Raw genomic sequence first — 18378 nt, forward strand, 5'->3', positions numbered from 1 at the left:
CCATGAAAACTGAAAACAATAAACATATCAACCGCCAAAAAGACCGCTTGCTTCTCGAAGTAAAACATCTCAGTATAGCATTTCCCCAGTTTCTTAAAGGTTTTCAGCAAACCCAAATTCAGGTGATATCAGATTTTGAAATGACCATAAAACCGGGAGAGGTAGTCGCTGTAATTGGAGCTAGCGGAGCGGGAAAAAGCCTACTGGCCGATGCTATATTAGGTATCCTGCCTAAAACCGCAACAGTAGGTGGAAAAATAAACTACCGTGGGAAACTTTTGTCTTCCCCAAGACAAAAAAGTTTACGCGGAAAAGAGATCGCCCTCATTCCGCAATCAGTTAAAGCCCTCAACCCTTTAATAAAAGTCGGGAAACAGGTAAGGGATGTTATTCCCGCGTATCAAAACAAAAAGGAGCTTCAGGAAGAAGCTTTTTATAAGCTCGGGTTAAGCCCGGAAATTAGTGGTCGTTTTCCGCACCAATTATCTGGTGGCATGGCAAGACGGGTTTTAATTGCAACGGCCATGTTAAGTAAAGCCCGATTAGTCATTGCAGATGAGCCCACTCCCGGCCTGGATGAATGCCTAAGAAATGAAGTGATAAGTGATTTAAGTAAATTGGTTAATGACGGCGAGAGAAGTGTTATGCTTATTACACACGATATAAATGCAGCCCTAAAAATCGCCGACAGGATTGTGGTGGTAAAGAATGGTAAAACCATAGAAACAGCCCCCAACGAGGCCTTTAGAAAAGATGGTAAAGAATTACAACATGCTTACACCAGGGCATTATGGCAAGCTTTACCTGAAAATTGGTCTAATGTTAGGCAGGATTTAAAAGGTTTTAAAAGTTCAATTATTTAGTACTTATAATTTATGCTTAAGATACAAGAGACTAGTTATAGATATCAGCGCGAGCGACAATTATTTGAAGGTTTGAACCTTACGGTAAAACCGGGAGAAATAGTAGGACTCTATGGTAATAGTGGTATGGGAAAAACCACTATGGCCAAAATTATTGCCGGCTATCTAAATCCCGATTCAGGAAAAATTACCGTAGATGATCAAAATCACCATAAAAAATCACCCAACCCGGTTCAACTTATTTGGCAGCACCCCGAACAGGCGGTAAATCCGCGCTGGAAAATGAAACAGGTTTTGGCAGAAGGTGGAGTTATTCAGAAGGAATTATACGAACAATTTGATATTAAGGAAAGCTGGATGCAGCGTTATCCCAGCGAACTTTCTGGCGGGGAACTACAAAGGTTCTGTTTGGCAAGAGCACTTATGCCCACCACAAAATACATTATTGCAGATGAAATTACCACGATGTTAGACGCCCTAACACAAGCCCAAATTTGGCGGGTTATGTTAAGTTTAAAAACACAACGACAACTTGGCATCCTCGCTATAAGCCACGATAAGATTTTGTTGGATCGGATAAGTGACAGGGTAATAAATTTTGAAGATTTAATAAAATCACCTAGTTAAATTACTAAAATGAAGCTCAAATTACTCAATGTTATTTCTTTTTTGATTATAAGCATAAGTACCGGTTATGCTCAAAATACAGGAACGCTTAAAGGACAAATCACAACTAATGATTATCAAGCGATAAGCCTGGTAGATATTTCTATTAAAGGAACAAATAAAGGTGCGAGTACCAATAAAAAAGGGGAGTTTGTGATTTCTAATGTACCCGCCGGCAAGCATATTATTGAGGTTTCCACCCTGGGCTACGAGCCCATTACGCAATCTATAGATTTAAAAGCGAGAGAGAAAAAGACCCTGAATTTTATACTGAAAGAAGCCGTTACCCAGTTAAGCGGTATAACCATTAAAGGTGGTGGTTTAAATAAGCAAAACAGTGCTACCACGGTTAATACTATAAATGCCAAAAAAATAAGAAAATTAGGCATTTATAAGCCAAATGATATTGTAGAAGAAATTCCCGGGGTTACAGTTTCCAACTATAGCCAGGGAGGTACTGCCAGTACGTTTTCGATGCGCGGTTTTGGCAGCGGCGGTCACGGGGGCGATGTGGCAGTGAATATAGATGGCATTTCATTAAACGAATCGGAAGGCCACGCAGATGGCTATGCAGATATGAACGTTTTGATCCCCCTAAACATAGCCAGGGTAAATGTTTATAAAGGCCCATCTTCTGTCTTGTTCGGGAATTTTGCACGGGGTGGTGCCCTATCTTTTGAAACCCGAAAAGGTGGGCAATACCAGGATATTTCCCTAAAAGCGGGTTCTTATGAAACTTTTGATTTTCAGGCTGCTCTAGGTCAACCTTTGCGGTTACAGAATGACAAGGATATTAAAAGCAATTTTGCCGTGCAGTTATTCCGCAGCAAAGGATTTACGGAAAATAATGAAAACCTTAGAGGAAATATCAATGGACGTTTAGCTTATGATATCTCTGAAAAAACTGATGTTGCTTTAACTTTAAAAGGCCATGCGAGTAATTGGGATGCACCGGGTTTTATTCCAGGAAACTCAGACGTACCGGACGGAGATCAATTTTATAGTGGAGACCGCTTTAAGCAGGCTTTAAATGCTGAAAATGATGGTGGTAAAAAAACTTTTATTTCCGAGCGTTTGGATGTTAACCATACTCTTAATGAAAACCTGCGTTTACTGGTTTATGGCTATTCTGTACAGCAAAATTTTACACGTTTTCAAAAGTTTGGTATTGATGAAGGCGGGCAGCAGGAAAACAAAAATGGACGGGACGTTTATTCCTTTGGAACCAGCTTAAATGGTAAAAACGCTGTAGGTGCAATTGATTTCGACTGGACTGCCGGGGCAGAGTATTACAATGAATTCACCAATAAAAAAAGCTGGAACACTGCTAATCGCGTTAGAACCGAAACAAATCCTTCGCAAAAACGTCGTTTTCGGGTGCAAAGTATTTCATTTTTTGCCCAGGGAGAGTTTGATATAGTTAATTATTTTAGGCCAACCATTGGTCTGCGATATGACAGGTACACGGGTTCATTAAAGTTGAGGGAACCCGGGGAGACACCTGGTGAATTATCCCTTAACGAACAATCACATTTAAGCCCTAAACTCGGTTTTATTTCCACCTGGTTTAACGGACTTGATTTTAGATTTAGTGCCACCAATGGCTTTACAATTCCTTCCGGGATTATTCGGTATGATAAAGACACCAATATTGATCCTTCTGAAATATGGCAGTATGAAGTTGGTTTGAATTATGACGCGCTAGCCTGGCTCGATTTAGATATAGCCGGTTATATCCTTAATACCTCTTCAGAGCTTAATGAAGTCACGCCCGGCTCCGGCCAGTTTATTAATGCCGGAAAAACGCAACGCCGGGGTATTGAATTGAGCGCTAAGGCAAATCCTTTTTCCCGCTTCTATTTCGACGGATCTTTTTCTTATGTAGATACCGAAATTAAAGAGAATCCAAATAAAAATTTAGAAGGAAATGAATTAAGTGGTATTCCTAATTCTGTGACAAACCTAAACCTGGATTATACGTTTAAACCTGGTATAGGATTGCGGTATAAGTTTAAGAACATAGGAAAATATGCCACTTCGGTATTTGATTCTTTTGGTCCGGAAGGCGGGCAATCTTTTGCACCAGCTCCCGGAAGGAACTTTATGGTAGGTATGAATTTCAATTTATAATTATTTGCAATACATAAACGAAAGAATAGGAATCTATTTTAAAAATTAAATAACATGCTAAAAAAAACATCTCATTTCATCAGGATTAACCTAAAAGGAATAGCGCAAATAATGTTGCAAAATAATGCAATAACCGGATTTTTGTTTTTACTGGGAGTACTTTACAGTTCCTGGCTTATGGCCGTTGGCATGATTATAGCCACTGTAACCGGAACACTTGTAGGCCATACTTTTAAAGAACACAAAGAAGAATTAAACATGGGCTTATATGGTTTTAATGCCGCTTTAATGGGTATTATCCTGGTGTACCAGTTTGGATTGAATTTCATCTCTATCCTGGCTATTATTGCCAGCTCGGTACTGGCCACCTATCTCTTTCATCTTTCTTTACTTAAAAAATTAAAAATTTTCACCTTTCCATTTGTTTTGTTTAGTTGGATTTTCGTGTCCTTAATTTCTTCTGGACATTTTGTAGAAAAACCTGTGCATCCTACTTCGGCCGAGAATTTTCTTCAGGAACCCACTGCAGAGTTTTTTGAGGAATCACTGGAAAGCGTGGGAATAGAATATGACGATGATAAAATAGACGATGATCTTATTTTTTCCACCCATGGCTTTGGACAAGTAATGTTCCAGGGAAGTGTGGTGGCCGGAATTTTATTCCTCCTCGGCGTTTATATCAATAAACCGGTAGCAGCTTTATATGGAATTTTCGCTTCTATTTTAGCCATTACTATTTCCCACCTACTCAACCGCCCGGAATCTACGGTAGATACGGGGATGTTTAGCTTTAACGCTGTTTTATGTGCTATTGCCTTTGCCGGAAGTTTAAAACGCGATGGCTTCTGGGTAGTGATAAGTACTATGGTTACCGTTACTATAGATGATTATATGATAAAGGCAGGAATACCGCCCTATACTTTTCCATTTGTTGCGACCATGTGGATCATCCTATTCTCCCGTAAAGGAGTGACGTATATAGGCGAACTTATTCCGAATAAAAAGACATAAGAACAATTACGAGAAACAGACTAAGTTTTTTAATTAAGAAACAATTACTTCGAATAAATTAGTAAAAAACGACTTATGAAACTATTAAAATTATATAGTATGTGCATTATCTGTACTTTATCTATAGGTAGTCACATCTACGCCCAAAATGATTCCGATGAAACAAAAACTGGTTTCCCTAACGTAAAATTAGGTGTTCAAAATATGTTTTATTGGCGGGGAGCGCCATTGTCTGTATTTTCAACCGAAGAGCATACTCCTACCCCATTAATTACCGGCGAGTTTAATTATACAAAAGGGGCCTTTACGGCCGGATTTTGGACAGGACAATCTTTTTCAAGTGAGGGATATAAAAATGCGAGTTATTACGTAAATTTTAAACATAAAAATTTTCAATTAAGTATTTGGGATATCTACACCTATTCAGGAGTGGCGGAAACTAAAAGTAAAAACTTTTTTAATTTTAAAAATGAAAAAACACAGCATTTTATCGATTTAAATGCGAGTTATGAATTTAAAAAGGTTCCAATTTCAATCTATTTAGCAAGTATTATTTATGGAAGGGATGGGGCATTAATCAATAATGATTATGAAAATAGGTATTCCACTTACCTCAAACTAAATTATAACTTAAAAGTCGCTAATGGCTACTCATTTGATTTTTATATCTCGGGAGCTGGTGCCCTAAACAATATAGATGACACAAATTTTTATGAGACGGCTGAAGCCAGTCATCCTTACGGCATTTCTGAAATAGGAATAACAGCACATAAATCCTTAAAGTTGTCAAAAAATTATTCAACTCCTATTTCAGTAGGGGCCATATTCAGTCCTATGAACAAGAGATTAGATGGCCTAATAACTATTGAATTTTTATAAAGCTTCTTGAGCAATAGATGTATGGTCTGTTTCATTTAAAAAACGTAACATTGAAAATGAAGTCAGTTATTTATACAGTGAAATGAAATTGTAGGTGATAGTTTAAATAACGCGAGATCGTTTAGGTCTGCAAAGACTGATGAAAATTTGTTACTCGCCAGGATTAATGAAGCCCTAGTGGTTCGGCGCACGGAGTACTAATTTAAAATCGATATCTTGATAATAAAAACGCTTCTGTTGATTAAAACTAATCGATGATTGTACGGCTGTAAAGTAGTCTCCAATAAAATTAAATAAGCCTACAGATCCTCCGAATAATATGAGCTTCGTTAACATAAATTGTTTTTTACTCTTCGGCTAAGATAAAAAAGGTTTGAATTTCATAAAAAATCAAACCTCTCTAAAACAATTCATAAAGCTAGAATCTAGCGAATTCGATATTTATTAAAGTTCGTAAATTAGTCTAAAAAACGAACTGAATTTTTCTTTCTCGTTATCGATTGGAAACCCGGCTACTAGTCCTACTGCAAAAGCTTCATTTAACTGTAATTTTAACTGTGGGCGCATAGTCATTTCAAATTCACTATCTACAACTTCTTTATTAAATTCAACCCCTATAAAGTGATGGGTATTCGGGATGTTATAGTGTAACGAGGTATTTATTTGCCAATCTACCGAAGTGTAGGTTTCATCGAAATTATGGGACATCATAGGGCCTGTGAAAATTAAGGTATGAAAACTTTCTCCCCATTTTTTTGCTGCGACAAAGAAAGGTTTATACACCATCCCAGTAACAAATTTGGCAGAATCGTAACTATTAAAATCTGTAAGCTCAAACTCGTGGGCATATCCTATCGCCATAGTGGTTTGATATTTTGGTGAAACAAAGAAGGAGTATTGAGCAGATAAGATCAATTTATCCAATTTATTCTCTGGAATTTGACTTTCAGAATTGGTCTTATCATAGAAAGAAAAATCGGTTTCTATTTCCAATCCTAACCTATCAATAGGTGCAAATTCATATTCAGCCAAAACCGCATATTCCCTATAGTTGTTGGTATTGAGAAAATCTGACCCCAGGTTAAATTCTTTCTCTCCTTTTCTGGCGCCAAGATCCCTAACTAAATCTATGTAGAGTGGCTCCATGTGTTTAACTTTAGGTGACAAGCTAATACTATCTGAGTTCTGGGCATATCCAGTACTCCCTATTAATACCAAAAATGTATAAATTAATGTGTTTTTTAAATTTTTTCTCTCCATCTTACTTATTGTTGTTTAGACTGCAAATAAAGGTTGGAAATATGAAAAAAAACTGGAAAGAATAATGTTGCTATTCTTAAACCTAAAGTTTACTTGAATGGTAGGTTTTAACATATTGAAATCCCAATTTTTACATTATGTGTATTCGATCTTTCTTTACGAATAAATACTTTTCTCTTCAAGTCAGTTTTAATTCTTTCTAAATGAGAATAATTCATTTTAATAATCCACTCAGCACATTGCCCTTATTTACATCAAAATTGACTTTTCCTGAATATTTCCTATACCACTTCAGAAGTTCCATTCAAAGTAAAAATCAGGCAAAGAGCTTCCCTCCCAAAATCTTGAACACAATCCCCAATTTTAGTTGTCCATTACATTACTCCTTCCGCTCCTGGCGGAAGATTTCATTCCACTCCCAACTTAAAATCGGGAATAGCGTTCGCTTCAATAGGATATCATTTTTTCATGTAGTCCCGCTTCCCGTGTTTTTATAATTCATCATAGTTATTTAGACCTTCCCCCAAGCCACCGCTGCCCCTACCCTTTTTTTGTAAGCAAAATACCAATATTTAGAAGTTAGTCCAGACTGCATAAGCCAGTCGCTTACTCCTTTTTATAAGTCCTCCCTAATTCTAAATATTGAAAATGTATCAGCAACAAAAAAAGGTAACAGCGGACGGCTCTATAGGAAGTAAATCTAAAAAGATCATTATGAAATCATTTAAAAACATCAAAAAAGAAGCGAGACTAAAAAAACAAAAAAAGGAAAACGCTCTGGATATAATAAGTAAATCAGTCTAAAAAAAATATAAACCAAAACTATCTGAATAGTTCAGATGGTATTTTAATTAATCTTTAAAACTTTTATTATGAGCACTTTAAGAAATCATGTACAGTTAATCGGAAACCTGGGCGAAGCCCCACAAATCACCAACCTGGATAGCGGTAAAAAAGTAGTCCGCTTTTCACTGGCCACCAATGAGTTTTATAAAAACGCCAATGGGGAGAAAGTTCAAAAAACCGAATGGCATACTATTGTAGCCTGGAACAAAACTGCCGAAATTATTGAGAAATATACCGGTAAGGGTAAAGAAATCGGGTTAAGCGGTAAACTAAAATCCCGCAGCTATGAGAAAGACGGGATTACCCGCTACGTTACCGAAATAGAAGCAAGCGAAATCCTGCTTTTAGGGACTAAAAACGGTAATCAATAAGCCGGAAATTAAACAAGAGGGCGCTTTCGTCGAAGATTACGCCCTCTTTTTATAAATCACTCATAAAACTAAAAAATTATGAAAGCACAAATTAATGAAATTAAAGAAGGACTGCAACATTTCCACGGTTCTGAAACCTTGTTTCAAATCCCATTATTAGGCACCCGGTACACTAACGGACTGAAATATTTGGCGGAAGCTGCGCAATGCTTTTGGCTAATTACGGATGCTTCGGTCATTGCAAAAAGTTTAATAAAACGTAGTGAATTTATTACGGTGGATTTTAAAAGATTGTCCGAAATGGAGCAAAATGCTAAAGGTTATGAAGCCGAAATAATCTACAGCGACGGCAACGATAACATATTGGGGCAACACCGCTACCGGGTAACGGATTTTCCGCTTGATAAGCTGCGATTATTTTTTGTAAACAATACGCTGATGTTACCCAGCGAATATTAAAAATTAAAGAGGGCGTTCCCTGGAAAGTTACGCCCTCTATTATTAACCCTTTAATCAAGCTAATAATGAAAACCAAAGTTAATGAAATAGCCATAAGTTACAACGGAAGTACTCAAGTGAATTTGCTCCCTAAAATAACCTGTTCCCAAAGTGCGGCAGAGCTAGCCTTTGGGCAGTGGGATAAAAACAATATTGAACTGCACGAGACTTTTAAAGTTATGTTGCTCAATAATGCCAACCGGGTAAAAGGTATTTATGAATTATCAACCGGCGGGATTACCGGCACTTTAGTCGATGTACGTATCTTATTTGCAGTGGTGTTGAAGTCTGTCACGACCGCTTTAATATTACTGCATAATCATCCGAGTGGGACCCTTCGACCTAGTGAAGCCGATAAACGCCTCACCCAAAAAATTAAGCATGCCGGGGAGCTTTTTGATATTAAAGTTTTAGATCATCTGATCATTTCCCCGGGTGGGCGATATTATAGTTTTGCCGATGAAGGCATACTTTAAAAGTAATATTTTTTTGATCCAAAAGACCTTTGATTTTTCAGAGGTCTTTTATTTTGTTGAAATATTTCAATTCAAATAAAATTTACTATCTTTAGTAAGCTGATATTCAGCATACATAATTTTATATAGCTATCCTATTTTTGACTTTCGCTGGTAGCTGTATCCATCTATATTTTACATTCAGGAATTGTTGAAATTCCGAAATGGGCAATTGGCCTTTCGACTGTCGCTAAAGACAGACGATAAGCCAAATTGTATGAAATTTTTGTCCCGCCCGGCGGGACGAAAAGGAATAGCAAGAGGGTAACGGGCAGCGCCGCGTTACACATTCCTTTTCGATTGCAAACTATTGATTTTCAATGTGTTGAAATTTAATTAGTTTTTCCAATTTCGTCAATTTGCGTCAAATGCCCTGAAACAGCCTGTAAATAGGGATGGATTTGCGTCAAATGCACAAAAAAGCGAAGTAAAATGGACTCCTTCATCACCATCAGGTTTAAGAGACAAACGGCAAAACGTTTTCAGCAATTCTCAAAAAAGCACTTCAAATCGCACACCGAGGCCATGGCCACCATGCTCGATTTTTTCTTCTATAACGAAATCTCGCCACGGGAAAGATTGGGCCCTACCGGACGAACCATTGAAGCCAATTTAAAGAAACGGATCAATGCGGTGATTGCCATAATGAAGGATATGGAAAAGACCCAAACCAAACCTACCGTGGCCATGATCGAATCCCTTTTCCAAATCGATACACCTCAAAAGAAGCCGCTAATCCTGGAGAAGAAATTCACGGAAGAAAAAAAGGAAGTACGCTTCCAGGAAAAACGAAATTCCAATAACAAACTCTAAATTTTCCAGCTATGTATATCACGATCACACCACAAAAATTGGGCGCTAGTTATTCCAAAAGTTCAGCAGATTTTGTGGATTATTTGGAAAAAGAAAACCAAGCTTTAGAAGGAGAATTGCCATCTGGAGGTGCAGAAAATATAGAACACTTTTTCAATCAATACGAAGATGAAATTTCGGCGGAAGAAGTGGTCAGGAAAATTGATGGCAATACCGCCAAATTAGAAAAGACAGAACCTCGCTTCTACTCCATTACCGTCAACCCTTCAAAATATGAACTGAAGCGTTTCCAGAACCATAGTGAAGACTTAAAAAAATATACCAGGGAATTGATGAAGGATTACGTAAAATCTTTTAATCGTGAAATCAACGGGCGACCGGTAAGCATCGATGATATTAAATACTATGCAAAAATTGAACACCGGCGAGCATTTAAGGGTACCGATAAACAGGTAAAGGAAAATCAGCCTTTTGCCACAAAAATCCTTCAGCTAAAGACCAATATCCGAAAAGTGCAACGCGGCGAAATAACAGGAAGCATCGAAAATATACAACGGGAAATTAATCAGTTGGAACGTCAAGCGCCACACCAGCAAAATGGTCAGCGGATCGTGCAGGGAATGCAAAAAGACGGCAACCAAAGCCACATCCATATCATTGTAAGTCGTAAAGACGCCTCCAATAGGTTTAGTTTATCTCCCGGAAGCAAATACCGAGCTTCTCAGGTCGAATTAAACGGTAAAACAATAAAACGCGGTTTTGACCGGGATCAATTTTTTAAAAACGCTGAAAAAACCTTCGACAAAACATTCGGTTATCATCGAAACTTCGTAGAAACCTATAAAGCAAGGAAGCAGTTTATCAAGAACCCAAAAACCTACTTTGCTTCTTTAACCGGGTTACCTGCCAGTGAAAAAGCTATTGCGTTTAAAATACTCAAAGAAACCGGGATTCCACTGGTGCCCAGCATTCCTGTCAGTCAGACGCAGCTCGCACTCAAGCTATTTCATAAACTACGTAAGGGAATTGATATCGCTGTAAAATCAAGTTCAATCGGAATCTAAATTTAGCTACTATGGAAACAGACAGTCTTTTTACAATCATCATGATCCTTGCTATAAGCAGCCTGGTATTTTATGTGGTATTCCGATTGACACGCTATGCGTTTATGATTAACCTCCTATTGATCGGTATCCTTATATTTGGTCTTTACACTGCCAATACCATCTTTGTATTGCTTCTATATTTGGGCTGTCCACTTTTGCTCATCAACACCGGGATGTACGTTTTTCTGCATACCTCAACTCATCCTGAAAACAGCGACCTAAAATACCGGGTAAGCTTTGCCACTAAGCAGGGTAATTTTAAACTCGATAACATCAAACGCGGTGCTTCTATAATTGGTTCTGCAGGAAGTGGGAAGACCGAAAGTGTGGTATATGGGTTTTTAAAGCATTTTCAAAAGGAAAGCTTTTGCGGCATCATCCACGATTACAAGGATTTTGAATTGACCGAGATGGCTTACCCCTTGTTTAAAGATCATGATGTTCCGTTTAAAATTATTTCTTTTGATCACATTATTCACAGGGTGAATCCCATCGCTCCGCGCTATTTGGAAAACGAGGAGAGCGTTAACGAGGTCTCCCGGGTGCTTATCGAAAACCTGTTGGAGCAAAGGGATTCCTATGCGTCCGGAACCACCAGGTTTTTTAATGATGCTGCGGAAGGATTGATCGGCGGCCTCATCTGGAAACTCAAAACCGCCTACCCAGATCTGTGCACCCTCCCCCATTTGATTGCTATCTACCAATATTTAGATACCGATAGCCTGGTGCAATTTTTAGAAACCAATACCACCTCCAGGGCCATGGCCGATGCATTTATCAGTGGGAAAGATTCCGAACGGCAAACTGCCGGGGTGAAAAGTACACTGGCCAATGCCTTAAAGCGTATCAGCACCCAACGGATTTTTATGGTACTTTCCGCGGATGAAGTACCACTTAATATCAACAGTGAAGAAAATCCGGCAGTAATTTCAATAGTGAATAATCCTAAATTCGAAAGCTCCTATTCCCCGGTTATTGCAACGATAATCCACACCATTACCAAACAAATGAGTGAACGCGGGCAAAGACCATCTTTTTTAATGATGGAAGAAGCACCGACCATCCGCTTGCTCAATATGCACCGGATTCCGGCTACCCTGCGAAGTTATGATATTGCCACCATCTACGTGATGCAGGATAAAATCCAAAATGATATGATGTATGGTGATAAAGCCAGTAAGGCGATTTTGAGTAATCTTTCTTACCAGTTTTTCGGAAAAGTAAACGATCCCGATACCGCCAAATACTACGAACGATTCTTTGAGATTGTAAAAAAACAGACCACCAGTATAAACCGAGGCCACAACCTTAATTTTGATACCCGTGTGACCACCGGCGAAAAAGAAATCCCGAAAATTAGGGCCGATGAGTTCTTTCGTTTGCACCAAGGGGAGTTTATAACGTATGCCGATGGGAAAGACAAAAAGGTGCAGTTTAAATTGGCAAATATTCAGAGAGGGTTACCGGAAGAATCAGGGCAGTTTACTCAGCCAGATTTAGCGGCTAATTTTGAACGGGTTTATGAGGAGGTGATATCCATTTTTAATCAATAAATATGGCCATCTTCAACAATTTTATTTTTGAATTTGATGGTATTATGAACCCTTTTCACTCTTACAATTTAAAGTGATTGAGTTATACATATAAGAGCCGTATATTAGCCCTTGTAAACATTGATTATGGATAAATTTAAAGGTAAAAATATCCTAGACTTTATGAAAGTCTTTCCGGATGATGGGTCATGTAGGGAATATTTGGCTAACTTGAAATGGCACGATGGATTTACTTGTCCAAAATGCGGTCATACTAAAGGATGCTTAAAAAAAGACCATAAGTATCATTGCTATGGTTGTGGAAAGGTAGAATCTTCAACGGCCGGAACACTTTTTCATAAGGTCAAGTTCGGGCTACGAAAAGCCTTTTGTATCGTTTTTGAGATGAGTACAACTAGCAAAAGCCTCTCCAGTATCCAAATGGGCGAACGTTATGGTATCCGCCAGGGCACAGCCTGGTATTTTATGCACAAAGTACGCTCGGCAATGGAAAGCAGCAAAAAACATCCTTTGAAAGGTTTGGTTCATGTCGATGAATTTATCATTGGCGGACAAGAAGAAAATGCTCCTGGCAGAAGCTACAACACCCGTAAAACCAAGGTTATAATAGCGGTGGAGCTTAATGAAGAACGCAAAGTTAAACGTGCCTACGCCAAGGTAATTGACGATTATTCCGCCAAGTCATTTACCCCATTGTTCGAACAGCATATATCTGAAGAAGCAAAGGTGGTTACCGACAAATGGCGAGGTTACAGCCCATTAAAGAAAAAGTATAATATCGAGCAGGTACCTAGTAATAAAGGAAAAAATTTCAAGGAACTTCATATTATAATCCACAAGATAAAGTCTTGGTTGAGGACAGTTCATGCGCCTATTTCAAAACAACATGTCAGAAGGTACCTGGATGAATATTCATACAGGTTGAATCGATCACAGTCAAAACAAACCATTTTTCACAATAATATAAAGAGAATGATACAAGGAAAACCACGGCTACATTCCCAAATTATTAATGGTAGCTAAATGTATAGCTCAATAAAGTGATATTAGTACTTTTGCTACAAATTTTGGAGATAGGAAAAGTAAAAAACACCCTAGATAGGTTGACTTCCCGAAAATCAACATTCCACCTTGAAATAAATGGATTTAGTGACTTTTTACATCTTAATTATTATTTTCCTTGCTACCTTGGTTCGTTCAACTTTTGGTTTTGGGGAATCCTTGGTAGCCGTTCCCCTCCTTATACTTTTCATCCCAATAGAAATTGCTGTTCCTCTTTCCGTGCTTCTATCGATTACTATTGCGGCAATTGTGGTTGTACAAGACAATAAACAAATACATTTTAATAGTGCAAAATGGTTAATTCTTTTTGCGGCCATTGGTATTCCTGTAGGATTATTGTTACTTGTTTATGGAAATGAAAACCTTATAAAATCAGGATTGGGAATACTGATTATTTTATACGCTATCTATTCCTTACTTTCAAAAAACAATTTTAAATTAGAAACTGATAATAAAGCTTGGCTTTTCATTTGCGGCTTTTTATCAGGTATTTTTGGTGGTGCTTATGGCCTTAATGGCCCTCCACTTGTGATCTATGGCAATATGCGCAATTGGACGGCCAAACATTTTAGGGCGACCTTACAAGCCTATTTTTTACCGGCCAGTATGATTGGTATGTTTGGTTATTGGTACAAAGGTCTCTGGACCCCAACAGTAACCTATTATTTTTTGATATCCTTACCGGTTGCAATCCCTACTATTTTTCTTGGAAGGTTTTTAAATCACAGGTTAAAAGATGGAACATTTTTAAATTACGTTTATATAGGATTAATTTGTATTGGGGCATTGTTATTATGCCAATCCTTGGTCGAACTATAATGAAATACAGTAATCAACCAAACCAAAGGCAACCTTTATTTTAATTATTTTTCACATTCCTGAGATGAAACAAAACAAATATGACGATAACGATTTTTTTTGAAAGTTATGGTAAAATGCCACGTTCTGTTGAAGGCTTAAATGTCGTAGGGAAATGATATGTTTTGCGTAAAATATAGAACGATATATTGCGCGGATATAAGGCAAGAAAAGCAATCTTGAGTAATCTTTCTTACCAGTTCTTCGGAAAGGTCAACAATCCCGATACCGCGAAATACTACGAACGATTTTTGAAATTATAAAAAATCCGAACAAAAGCGTAAACCGTGGCCATAACCTTGATTTTGATATGCACACTACCACCGGGGAAAAGGAAATCCCAAAAATTAGGGCCGATGAGTTCTTTCGTTTGCATCAGGGGGAGTTCATTACTTATGCCGATGGGAAGGACAAAAAGGTACAGTTTAAATTGGCAGATATTCAGAGAGTATTACCGGAAGAATCAAGACAGTTTTCTCAAGAAGATTTAGCGGTTAATTTTGAACAGGTTTATGAGGAAGTGAGGGCGATATTTGAAAATTAAATAAAAGTATTTGGGAGACATTAATTATTAATCGTAATATTGCAATTAAACAATTAAGGGGTAATCAACAAACAGCATATGTATACCAGTGAGCAAGAAGAAATTGCCTTATTTGCAAAAGTCTTTGGTCATCCGGCAAGAGTGGCCATTTTACAACAACTTTTTAAAATAGACGCTTGTTATTGTGGGGATTTATCAGAGGAAATCGGACTTGCTCAGCCAACAATCTCTCAACATCTCAAGGAATTAAAACATTTAGGCTTAATCAAAGGAAACGTTGAGGGAACAAGGGTTTGTTATTGCATTGAACCTAAAAATTGGACTAAAATGAAAAAAGTATTGTACCAATTTTTAGATCAAGACATTCCTAAGGCAGATTGTTGCTAAAAAAATTTAATTTTATCAATCGTTAAATTGCAATAAACAAATATAGTATGAAGCTATCAGAAATTAAAAATAAATTGAATCAATTAGAAAAGATTTCTTTTCAATTGCCAAACGGAGATTTAGTCCCAGGACACTTTCACGTGACAGAAGTGGGGAAAATAACTAAAAACTTCATCGACTGTGGCGGAACTGTTCGCAAGGAAGAAGTTGTAAACTTTCAGCTATGGAACGCAAACGATTATGACCATAGATTACATCCAGAGAAATTATTGAACATTATTGAACTCTCAGAGAGGGTTTTGGGTATTGAAGATTTGGAAATAGAAGTGGAATATCAAGCCGATACGATTGGGAAATTCGGACTTGATTTTGACGGAAAAAATTTTCTTTTGACTACAAAGCAAACCGACTGTTTGGCAAAGGATAATTGTGGAATCCCAACTGAGAAGCCAAAACCCCAGTCTTCTGAATTGCCAGCAGGAAGCTCTTGTATCCTGGGAAGTGGGTGCTGCTAATAAAAAAACTTCAATTAAATGAAAAAAATAATAGAATCAAGCTTATTTCTGGGAATAGAAGAATTAATTAAAGATTTAGATCCTGAAATAATTTCAGAAGGACGTAAAGGTGTTTTACAGCCATTAACTAAGTTTATTCAGTCAAAAGTTTCAAATCATCAAGAAATACGTCTCAATTTTATTTGTACCCACAATTCACGAAGAAGTCATTTAGCACAAGTTTGGACACAAACAATGGCGTACCATTTCAATATTAAAAATGTGCATTGTTATTCTGGTGGTACCGAAACCACGGCGCTTTTCCCTATGGTTGCTGAAACTCTCAAAAACTCAGGTTTCAAAATCAAAAAGCTTTCAGAAAATAGGAATCCTGTTTACAGCATTAAATATGCAGGTAATGAGCATCCTATCATCGGGTTTTCAAAAAAAAATGATGATGATTTCAATCCGAAATCTGAGTTTGCAGCAATTATGACCTGTTCCCAAGCTGATGAAGCTTGTCCCTTTGTTCCGGGGGCTGAAAAACGCTTCCCCATAACTTTTGAAGACCCAAAAGTATTTGACAATACCCCACAACAAACTGAAAAATACAGCGAAAGAAGTATGCAGATCGCAACCGAATTATTCTACGTTTTTTCTCAAATTAATCCTCAATAATGGCATCAAAAAAATTAAGTTTTCTCGATAGTTACCTCACCTTATGGATTTTTATAGCTATGGTCTTGGGTGTTGGATTTGGTTATTTCATTCCTTCCTTTCCCGAGATAGTCAATTCGTTCAGTAGTGGAAGTACAAACATTCCCATTGCCATCGGACTGATATTAATGATGTATCCGCCTTTGGCAAAAGTGAATTTCGCCTTGTTGCCAAAAGTCTTTAGAAATACCAAAATCCTTTCTATTTCGCTTATTCTCAATTGGATAATCGGACCGGTTTTGATGTTTATTTTAGCTATTACCTTTCTACGTGATTACCCCGAATATATGGTTGGGCTTATTTTAATCGGGTTGGCACGTTGTATTGCAATGGTACTTGTTTGGAACGATCTAGCCGAAGGCAGTAGCGAATATGGTGCAGGTTTGGTAGCCTTGAACAGCATCTTTCAGGTATTTGCCTATAGCTTTTACGCGTGGATCTTTATAACGGTACTTCCACCTTACTTTGGGTTTGAGGGAGCGATCGTTGATATTTCCATAGGAACCATTGCAGAGAGTGTTGCCATTTATTTAGGAATCCCGTTTGCTATGGGGATTTTAAGTCGACTAATTTTAGTAAAGCTGAAAGGAGAAGAATGGTACACCCAAAAATTCATTCCCACGATCTCGCCATTGACATTGATTGCCCTTTTGTTTACAATCGTCATAATGTTCTCGTTAAAAGGCGAATTGATTGTTGAAATTCCAATGGATGTAGTGATTATTGCTGTGCCGCTACTCATATACTTTACCTTAATGTTCATCATAGGCTTTTTCTTTAGCAAAGCTACGGGTGCAGCATACGACAAAACCACAGCTGTTGCATTTACTGCAGCAGGGAATAACTTCGAATTAGCGATTGCAGTGGCCATTGCCGTTTTTGGCCTAAATTCGGGACAGGCATTTGCTGGAGTTATAGGCCCATTGGTGGAAGTTCCGGCTTTAATTTTATTGGTGCGGGTTTCTTTCTGGTTACGAAAGAAATATTATAAAGAAGTCTAGAGGTAAAAAATGAAGTGAAGTCTGGTCGAAAATAGTTTTTATGATAAAAATTACTAAGCTGATTTTGATTTTTGTTCCATGGTATATGAGCTCGTTCTGACTTTCAACTTTTATATACTTGAAAATACTCTTTATTTTCATACGAGGTATAGCGTTGCGAAAAAAGATGCAATTCGGCACTCAGTGCTTCCCGAATTGGATCTATCACAGAGGAGGACAAACGAAAGAGTAAGCACTAATTCTAAATATAATTGCGTACTAAGTTTTAGCTGAAAAAATAAAAGTTTGACAGAAAATGTATTTATTGTCGAAACTTAAAACTTGAATATTTACCGAGTTGTTCTTTTGTGTTTTCATATAATGTAAAATACTATTTACTATTTTATATATAATTGTAAAATATATTTAACGTTATGTCTCGAAATAAGATTGTTTTACTTCCTAAAAATAAAAGGATTTTAGAAACTGTGGGAGAAAGTATTAAGTTGGCGCACTTACGCCCAAAACTTACCATGGCGCAAGTTTCTGAGCGTGCTGGTATATCCAGACCAACTTTGCCTTCCATAGAAGATGGAAGTTCGGCAGTTTCTTTAGGGATAGTACTTCAGGTTCTGTTAGTTTTAGGTTTGGAAAAAGATTTTCTTCTGTTGGCAGCGAATAATGTATTAGGTAGGAAAATACAAGATCCCAGGTTAACGATAATGTTTCGAGGTCATAAAAGATGACAATGTGTTGAAACTCCACCCCGCACGGAAATTAGCACCCTATTTTCGTCTCAAAGAGACCGAATCAAAAAGAACTATA

At 37.6% G+C, this 18378-nt stretch carries 20 protein-coding genes and 1 pseudogene; 20 read left to right on the top strand and 1 reads right to left on the bottom strand.

Features of this window, described 5'->3' with window-relative positions; translation table 11 throughout:
- The first annotated feature begins 2 nt into the window (after window positions 1-2).
- From BUA71_RS14335 to BUA71_RS14355, 5 genes are all read left to right on the top strand, one after another.
- Window positions 3-863 (top strand): ATP-binding cassette domain-containing protein, encoded by an 861-nt coding sequence (locus BUA71_RS14335; RefSeq protein WP_072880982.1) that lies wholly within the window; start codon window positions 3-5, stop codon window positions 861-863.
- Between the two features lie 12 nt (window positions 864-875).
- Window positions 876-1490, top strand: a complete 615-nt coding sequence (locus BUA71_RS14340; RefSeq protein ID WP_072880984.1) for an ABC transporter ATP-binding protein — start codon at window positions 876-878, stop codon at window positions 1488-1490.
- 9 nt (window positions 1491-1499) lie between these two features.
- The gene (locus BUA71_RS14345; protein WP_072880986.1) at window positions 1500-3659 is read left to right on the top strand and encodes a TonB-dependent receptor; all 2160 of its coding nucleotides are present in this window, start codon (window positions 1500-1502) and stop codon (window positions 3657-3659) included.
- A gap of 54 nt (window positions 3660-3713) precedes the next feature.
- Complete coding sequence (locus tag BUA71_RS14350) at window positions 3714-4670, top strand: urea transporter (protein ID WP_072880988.1); 957 nt, start codon at window positions 3714-3716, stop codon at window positions 4668-4670.
- A gap of 75 nt (window positions 4671-4745) precedes the next feature.
- Window positions 4746-5549, top strand: a complete 804-nt coding sequence (locus BUA71_RS14355; RefSeq protein WP_139277112.1) for a hypothetical protein — start codon at window positions 4746-4748, stop codon at window positions 5547-5549.
- 444 nt (window positions 5550-5993) lie between these two features.
- Here the strand turns inward: BUA71_RS14355 and BUA71_RS14360 are convergent, their stop codons facing one another.
- Window positions 5994-6809, bottom strand: coding sequence for an HAEPLYID family protein (locus tag BUA71_RS14360; protein WP_072880992.1), 816 nt, complete (start codon window positions 6807-6809; stop codon window positions 5994-5996).
- 648 nt (window positions 6810-7457) lie between these two features.
- Here BUA71_RS14360 and BUA71_RS17650 point away from each other — a divergent pair.
- From BUA71_RS17650 to BUA71_RS14430, 15 genes and pseudogenes are all read left to right on the top strand, one after another.
- Window positions 7458-7613, top strand: coding sequence for a hypothetical protein (locus BUA71_RS17650; protein WP_175545966.1), 156 nt, complete (start codon window positions 7458-7460; stop codon window positions 7611-7613).
- Window positions 7614-7681: 68 nt separating this feature from the next.
- The gene (locus BUA71_RS14365) at window positions 7682-8026 is read left to right on the top strand and encodes a single-stranded DNA-binding protein (protein WP_072880994.1); all 345 of its coding nucleotides are present in this window, start codon (window positions 7682-7684) and stop codon (window positions 8024-8026) included.
- 78 nt (window positions 8027-8104) lie between these two features.
- Window positions 8105-8485: a DUF6876 family protein gene (locus BUA71_RS14370; RefSeq protein WP_072880995.1), complete on the top strand. Its 381-nt coding sequence runs from the start codon at window positions 8105-8107 to the stop codon at window positions 8483-8485.
- A 65-nt stretch (window positions 8486-8550) separates the two neighbouring features.
- Complete coding sequence (locus tag BUA71_RS14375; protein WP_072880996.1) at window positions 8551-9000, top strand: JAB domain-containing protein; 450 nt, start codon at window positions 8551-8553, stop codon at window positions 8998-9000.
- Between the two features lie 471 nt (window positions 9001-9471).
- The gene (locus BUA71_RS14380; RefSeq protein WP_072880997.1) at window positions 9472-9852 is read left to right on the top strand and encodes a BfmA/BtgA family mobilization protein; all 381 of its coding nucleotides are present in this window, start codon (window positions 9472-9474) and stop codon (window positions 9850-9852) included.
- A gap of 11 nt (window positions 9853-9863) precedes the next feature.
- Window positions 9864-10916: a MobB family relaxase gene (mobB, locus tag BUA71_RS14385; RefSeq protein WP_072880998.1), complete on the top strand. Its 1053-nt coding sequence runs from the start codon at window positions 9864-9866 to the stop codon at window positions 10914-10916.
- Between the two features lie 11 nt (window positions 10917-10927).
- Window positions 10928-12511, top strand: coding sequence for a type IV secretory system conjugative DNA transfer family protein (locus BUA71_RS14390; protein WP_072881000.1), 1584 nt, complete (start codon window positions 10928-10930; stop codon window positions 12509-12511).
- A 126-nt stretch (window positions 12512-12637) separates the two neighbouring features.
- Entirely contained in the window at window positions 12638-13534 is an 897-nt protein-coding gene (locus BUA71_RS14395; RefSeq protein ID WP_057481168.1) for an IS1595 family transposase, read from the top strand.
- A gap of 117 nt (window positions 13535-13651) precedes the next feature.
- Entirely contained in the window at window positions 13652-14392 is a 741-nt protein-coding gene (locus tag BUA71_RS14400; protein WP_072881002.1) for a sulfite exporter TauE/SafE family protein, read from the top strand.
- A 179-nt stretch (window positions 14393-14571) separates the two neighbouring features.
- Window positions 14572-14975 (top strand): annotated as a pseudogene (locus BUA71_RS17525) (type IV secretory system conjugative DNA transfer family protein); the annotation flags it as partial.
- Between the two features lie 78 nt (window positions 14976-15053).
- Complete coding sequence (locus BUA71_RS14410; RefSeq protein WP_072881006.1) at window positions 15054-15362, top strand: ArsR/SmtB family transcription factor; 309 nt, start codon at window positions 15054-15056, stop codon at window positions 15360-15362.
- A 47-nt stretch (window positions 15363-15409) separates the two neighbouring features.
- On the top strand, window positions 15410-15877 hold the full coding sequence (locus BUA71_RS14415) for a DUF6428 family protein (RefSeq protein ID WP_072881008.1): 468 nt from the start codon (window positions 15410-15412) through the stop codon (window positions 15875-15877).
- Between the two features lie 18 nt (window positions 15878-15895).
- Window positions 15896-16534, top strand: coding sequence for an arsenate-mycothiol transferase ArsC (locus BUA71_RS14420; protein ID WP_072881010.1), 639 nt, complete (start codon window positions 15896-15898; stop codon window positions 16532-16534).
- Window positions 16534-17574, top strand: a complete 1041-nt coding sequence (gene arsB, locus BUA71_RS14425; RefSeq protein WP_072881012.1) for an ACR3 family arsenite efflux transporter — start codon at window positions 16534-16536, stop codon at window positions 17572-17574. Before BUA71_RS14420 ends, arsB begins: the two co-directional genes overlap by 1 nt.
- A gap of 413 nt (window positions 17575-17987) precedes the next feature.
- Window positions 17988-18299: a helix-turn-helix domain-containing protein gene (locus BUA71_RS14430; protein WP_072881015.1), complete on the top strand. Its 312-nt coding sequence runs from the start codon at window positions 17988-17990 to the stop codon at window positions 18297-18299.
- Window positions 18300-18378: the final 79 nt, after the last annotated feature.

The organism is Salegentibacter echinorum, assembly GCF_900129445.1.
GTDB lineage: Bacteria > Bacteroidota > Bacteroidia > Flavobacteriales > Flavobacteriaceae > Salegentibacter > Salegentibacter echinorum.

Excerpts from the sequence above, each read along its gene's own strand:
- BUA71_RS14390 (WP_072881000.1), top strand. The coding sequence starts at position 10,928 with ATGGAAACAGACAGTCTTTTTACAATCATCATGATCCTTGCTATAAGC.
- BUA71_RS14335 (WP_072880982.1), top strand. The coding sequence starts at position 3 with ATGAAAACTGAAAACAATAAACATATCAACCGCCAAAAAGACCGCTTG.
- BUA71_RS14400 (WP_072881002.1), top strand. The coding sequence starts at position 13,652 with ATGGATTTAGTGACTTTTTACATCTTAATTATTATTTTCCTTGCTACC.
- BUA71_RS14355 (WP_139277112.1), top strand. The coding sequence starts at position 4,746 with ATGAAACTATTAAAATTATATAGTATGTGCATTATCTGTACTTTATCT.
- BUA71_RS14345 (WP_072880986.1), top strand. The coding sequence starts at position 1,500 with ATGAAGCTCAAATTACTCAATGTTATTTCTTTTTTGATTATAAGCATA.
- BUA71_RS17650 (WP_175545966.1), top strand. The coding sequence starts at position 7,458 with ATGTATCAGCAACAAAAAAAGGTAACAGCGGACGGCTCTATAGGAAGT.
- mobB (WP_072880998.1), top strand. The coding sequence starts at position 9,864 with ATGTATATCACGATCACACCACAAAAATTGGGCGCTAGTTATTCCAAA.
- BUA71_RS14375 (WP_072880996.1), top strand. The coding sequence starts at position 8,551 with ATGAAAACCAAAGTTAATGAAATAGCCATAAGTTACAACGGAAGTACT.
- BUA71_RS14420 (WP_072881010.1), top strand. The coding sequence starts at position 15,896 with ATGAAAAAAATAATAGAATCAAGCTTATTTCTGGGAATAGAAGAATTA.
- BUA71_RS14415 (WP_072881008.1), top strand. The coding sequence starts at position 15,410 with ATGAAGCTATCAGAAATTAAAAATAAATTGAATCAATTAGAAAAGATT.
- BUA71_RS14370 (WP_072880995.1), top strand. The coding sequence starts at position 8,105 with ATGAAAGCACAAATTAATGAAATTAAAGAAGGACTGCAACATTTCCAC.
- BUA71_RS14380 (WP_072880997.1), top strand. The coding sequence starts at position 9,472 with ATGGACTCCTTCATCACCATCAGGTTTAAGAGACAAACGGCAAAACGT.
- BUA71_RS14360 (WP_072880992.1), bottom strand. The coding sequence starts at position 6,809 with ATGGAGAGAAAAAATTTAAAAAACACATTAATTTATACATTTTTGGTA.
- BUA71_RS14410 (WP_072881006.1), top strand. The coding sequence starts at position 15,054 with ATGTATACCAGTGAGCAAGAAGAAATTGCCTTATTTGCAAAAGTCTTT.
- arsB (WP_072881012.1), top strand. The coding sequence starts at position 16,534 with ATGGCATCAAAAAAATTAAGTTTTCTCGATAGTTACCTCACCTTATGG.
- BUA71_RS14350 (WP_072880988.1), top strand. The coding sequence starts at position 3,714 with ATGCTAAAAAAAACATCTCATTTCATCAGGATTAACCTAAAAGGAATA.
- BUA71_RS14430 (WP_072881015.1), top strand. The coding sequence starts at position 17,988 with ATGTCTCGAAATAAGATTGTTTTACTTCCTAAAAATAAAAGGATTTTA.
- BUA71_RS14395 (WP_057481168.1), top strand. The coding sequence starts at position 12,638 with ATGGATAAATTTAAAGGTAAAAATATCCTAGACTTTATGAAAGTCTTT.
- BUA71_RS14340 (WP_072880984.1), top strand. The coding sequence starts at position 876 with ATGCTTAAGATACAAGAGACTAGTTATAGATATCAGCGCGAGCGACAA.
- BUA71_RS14365 (WP_072880994.1), top strand. The coding sequence starts at position 7,682 with ATGAGCACTTTAAGAAATCATGTACAGTTAATCGGAAACCTGGGCGAA.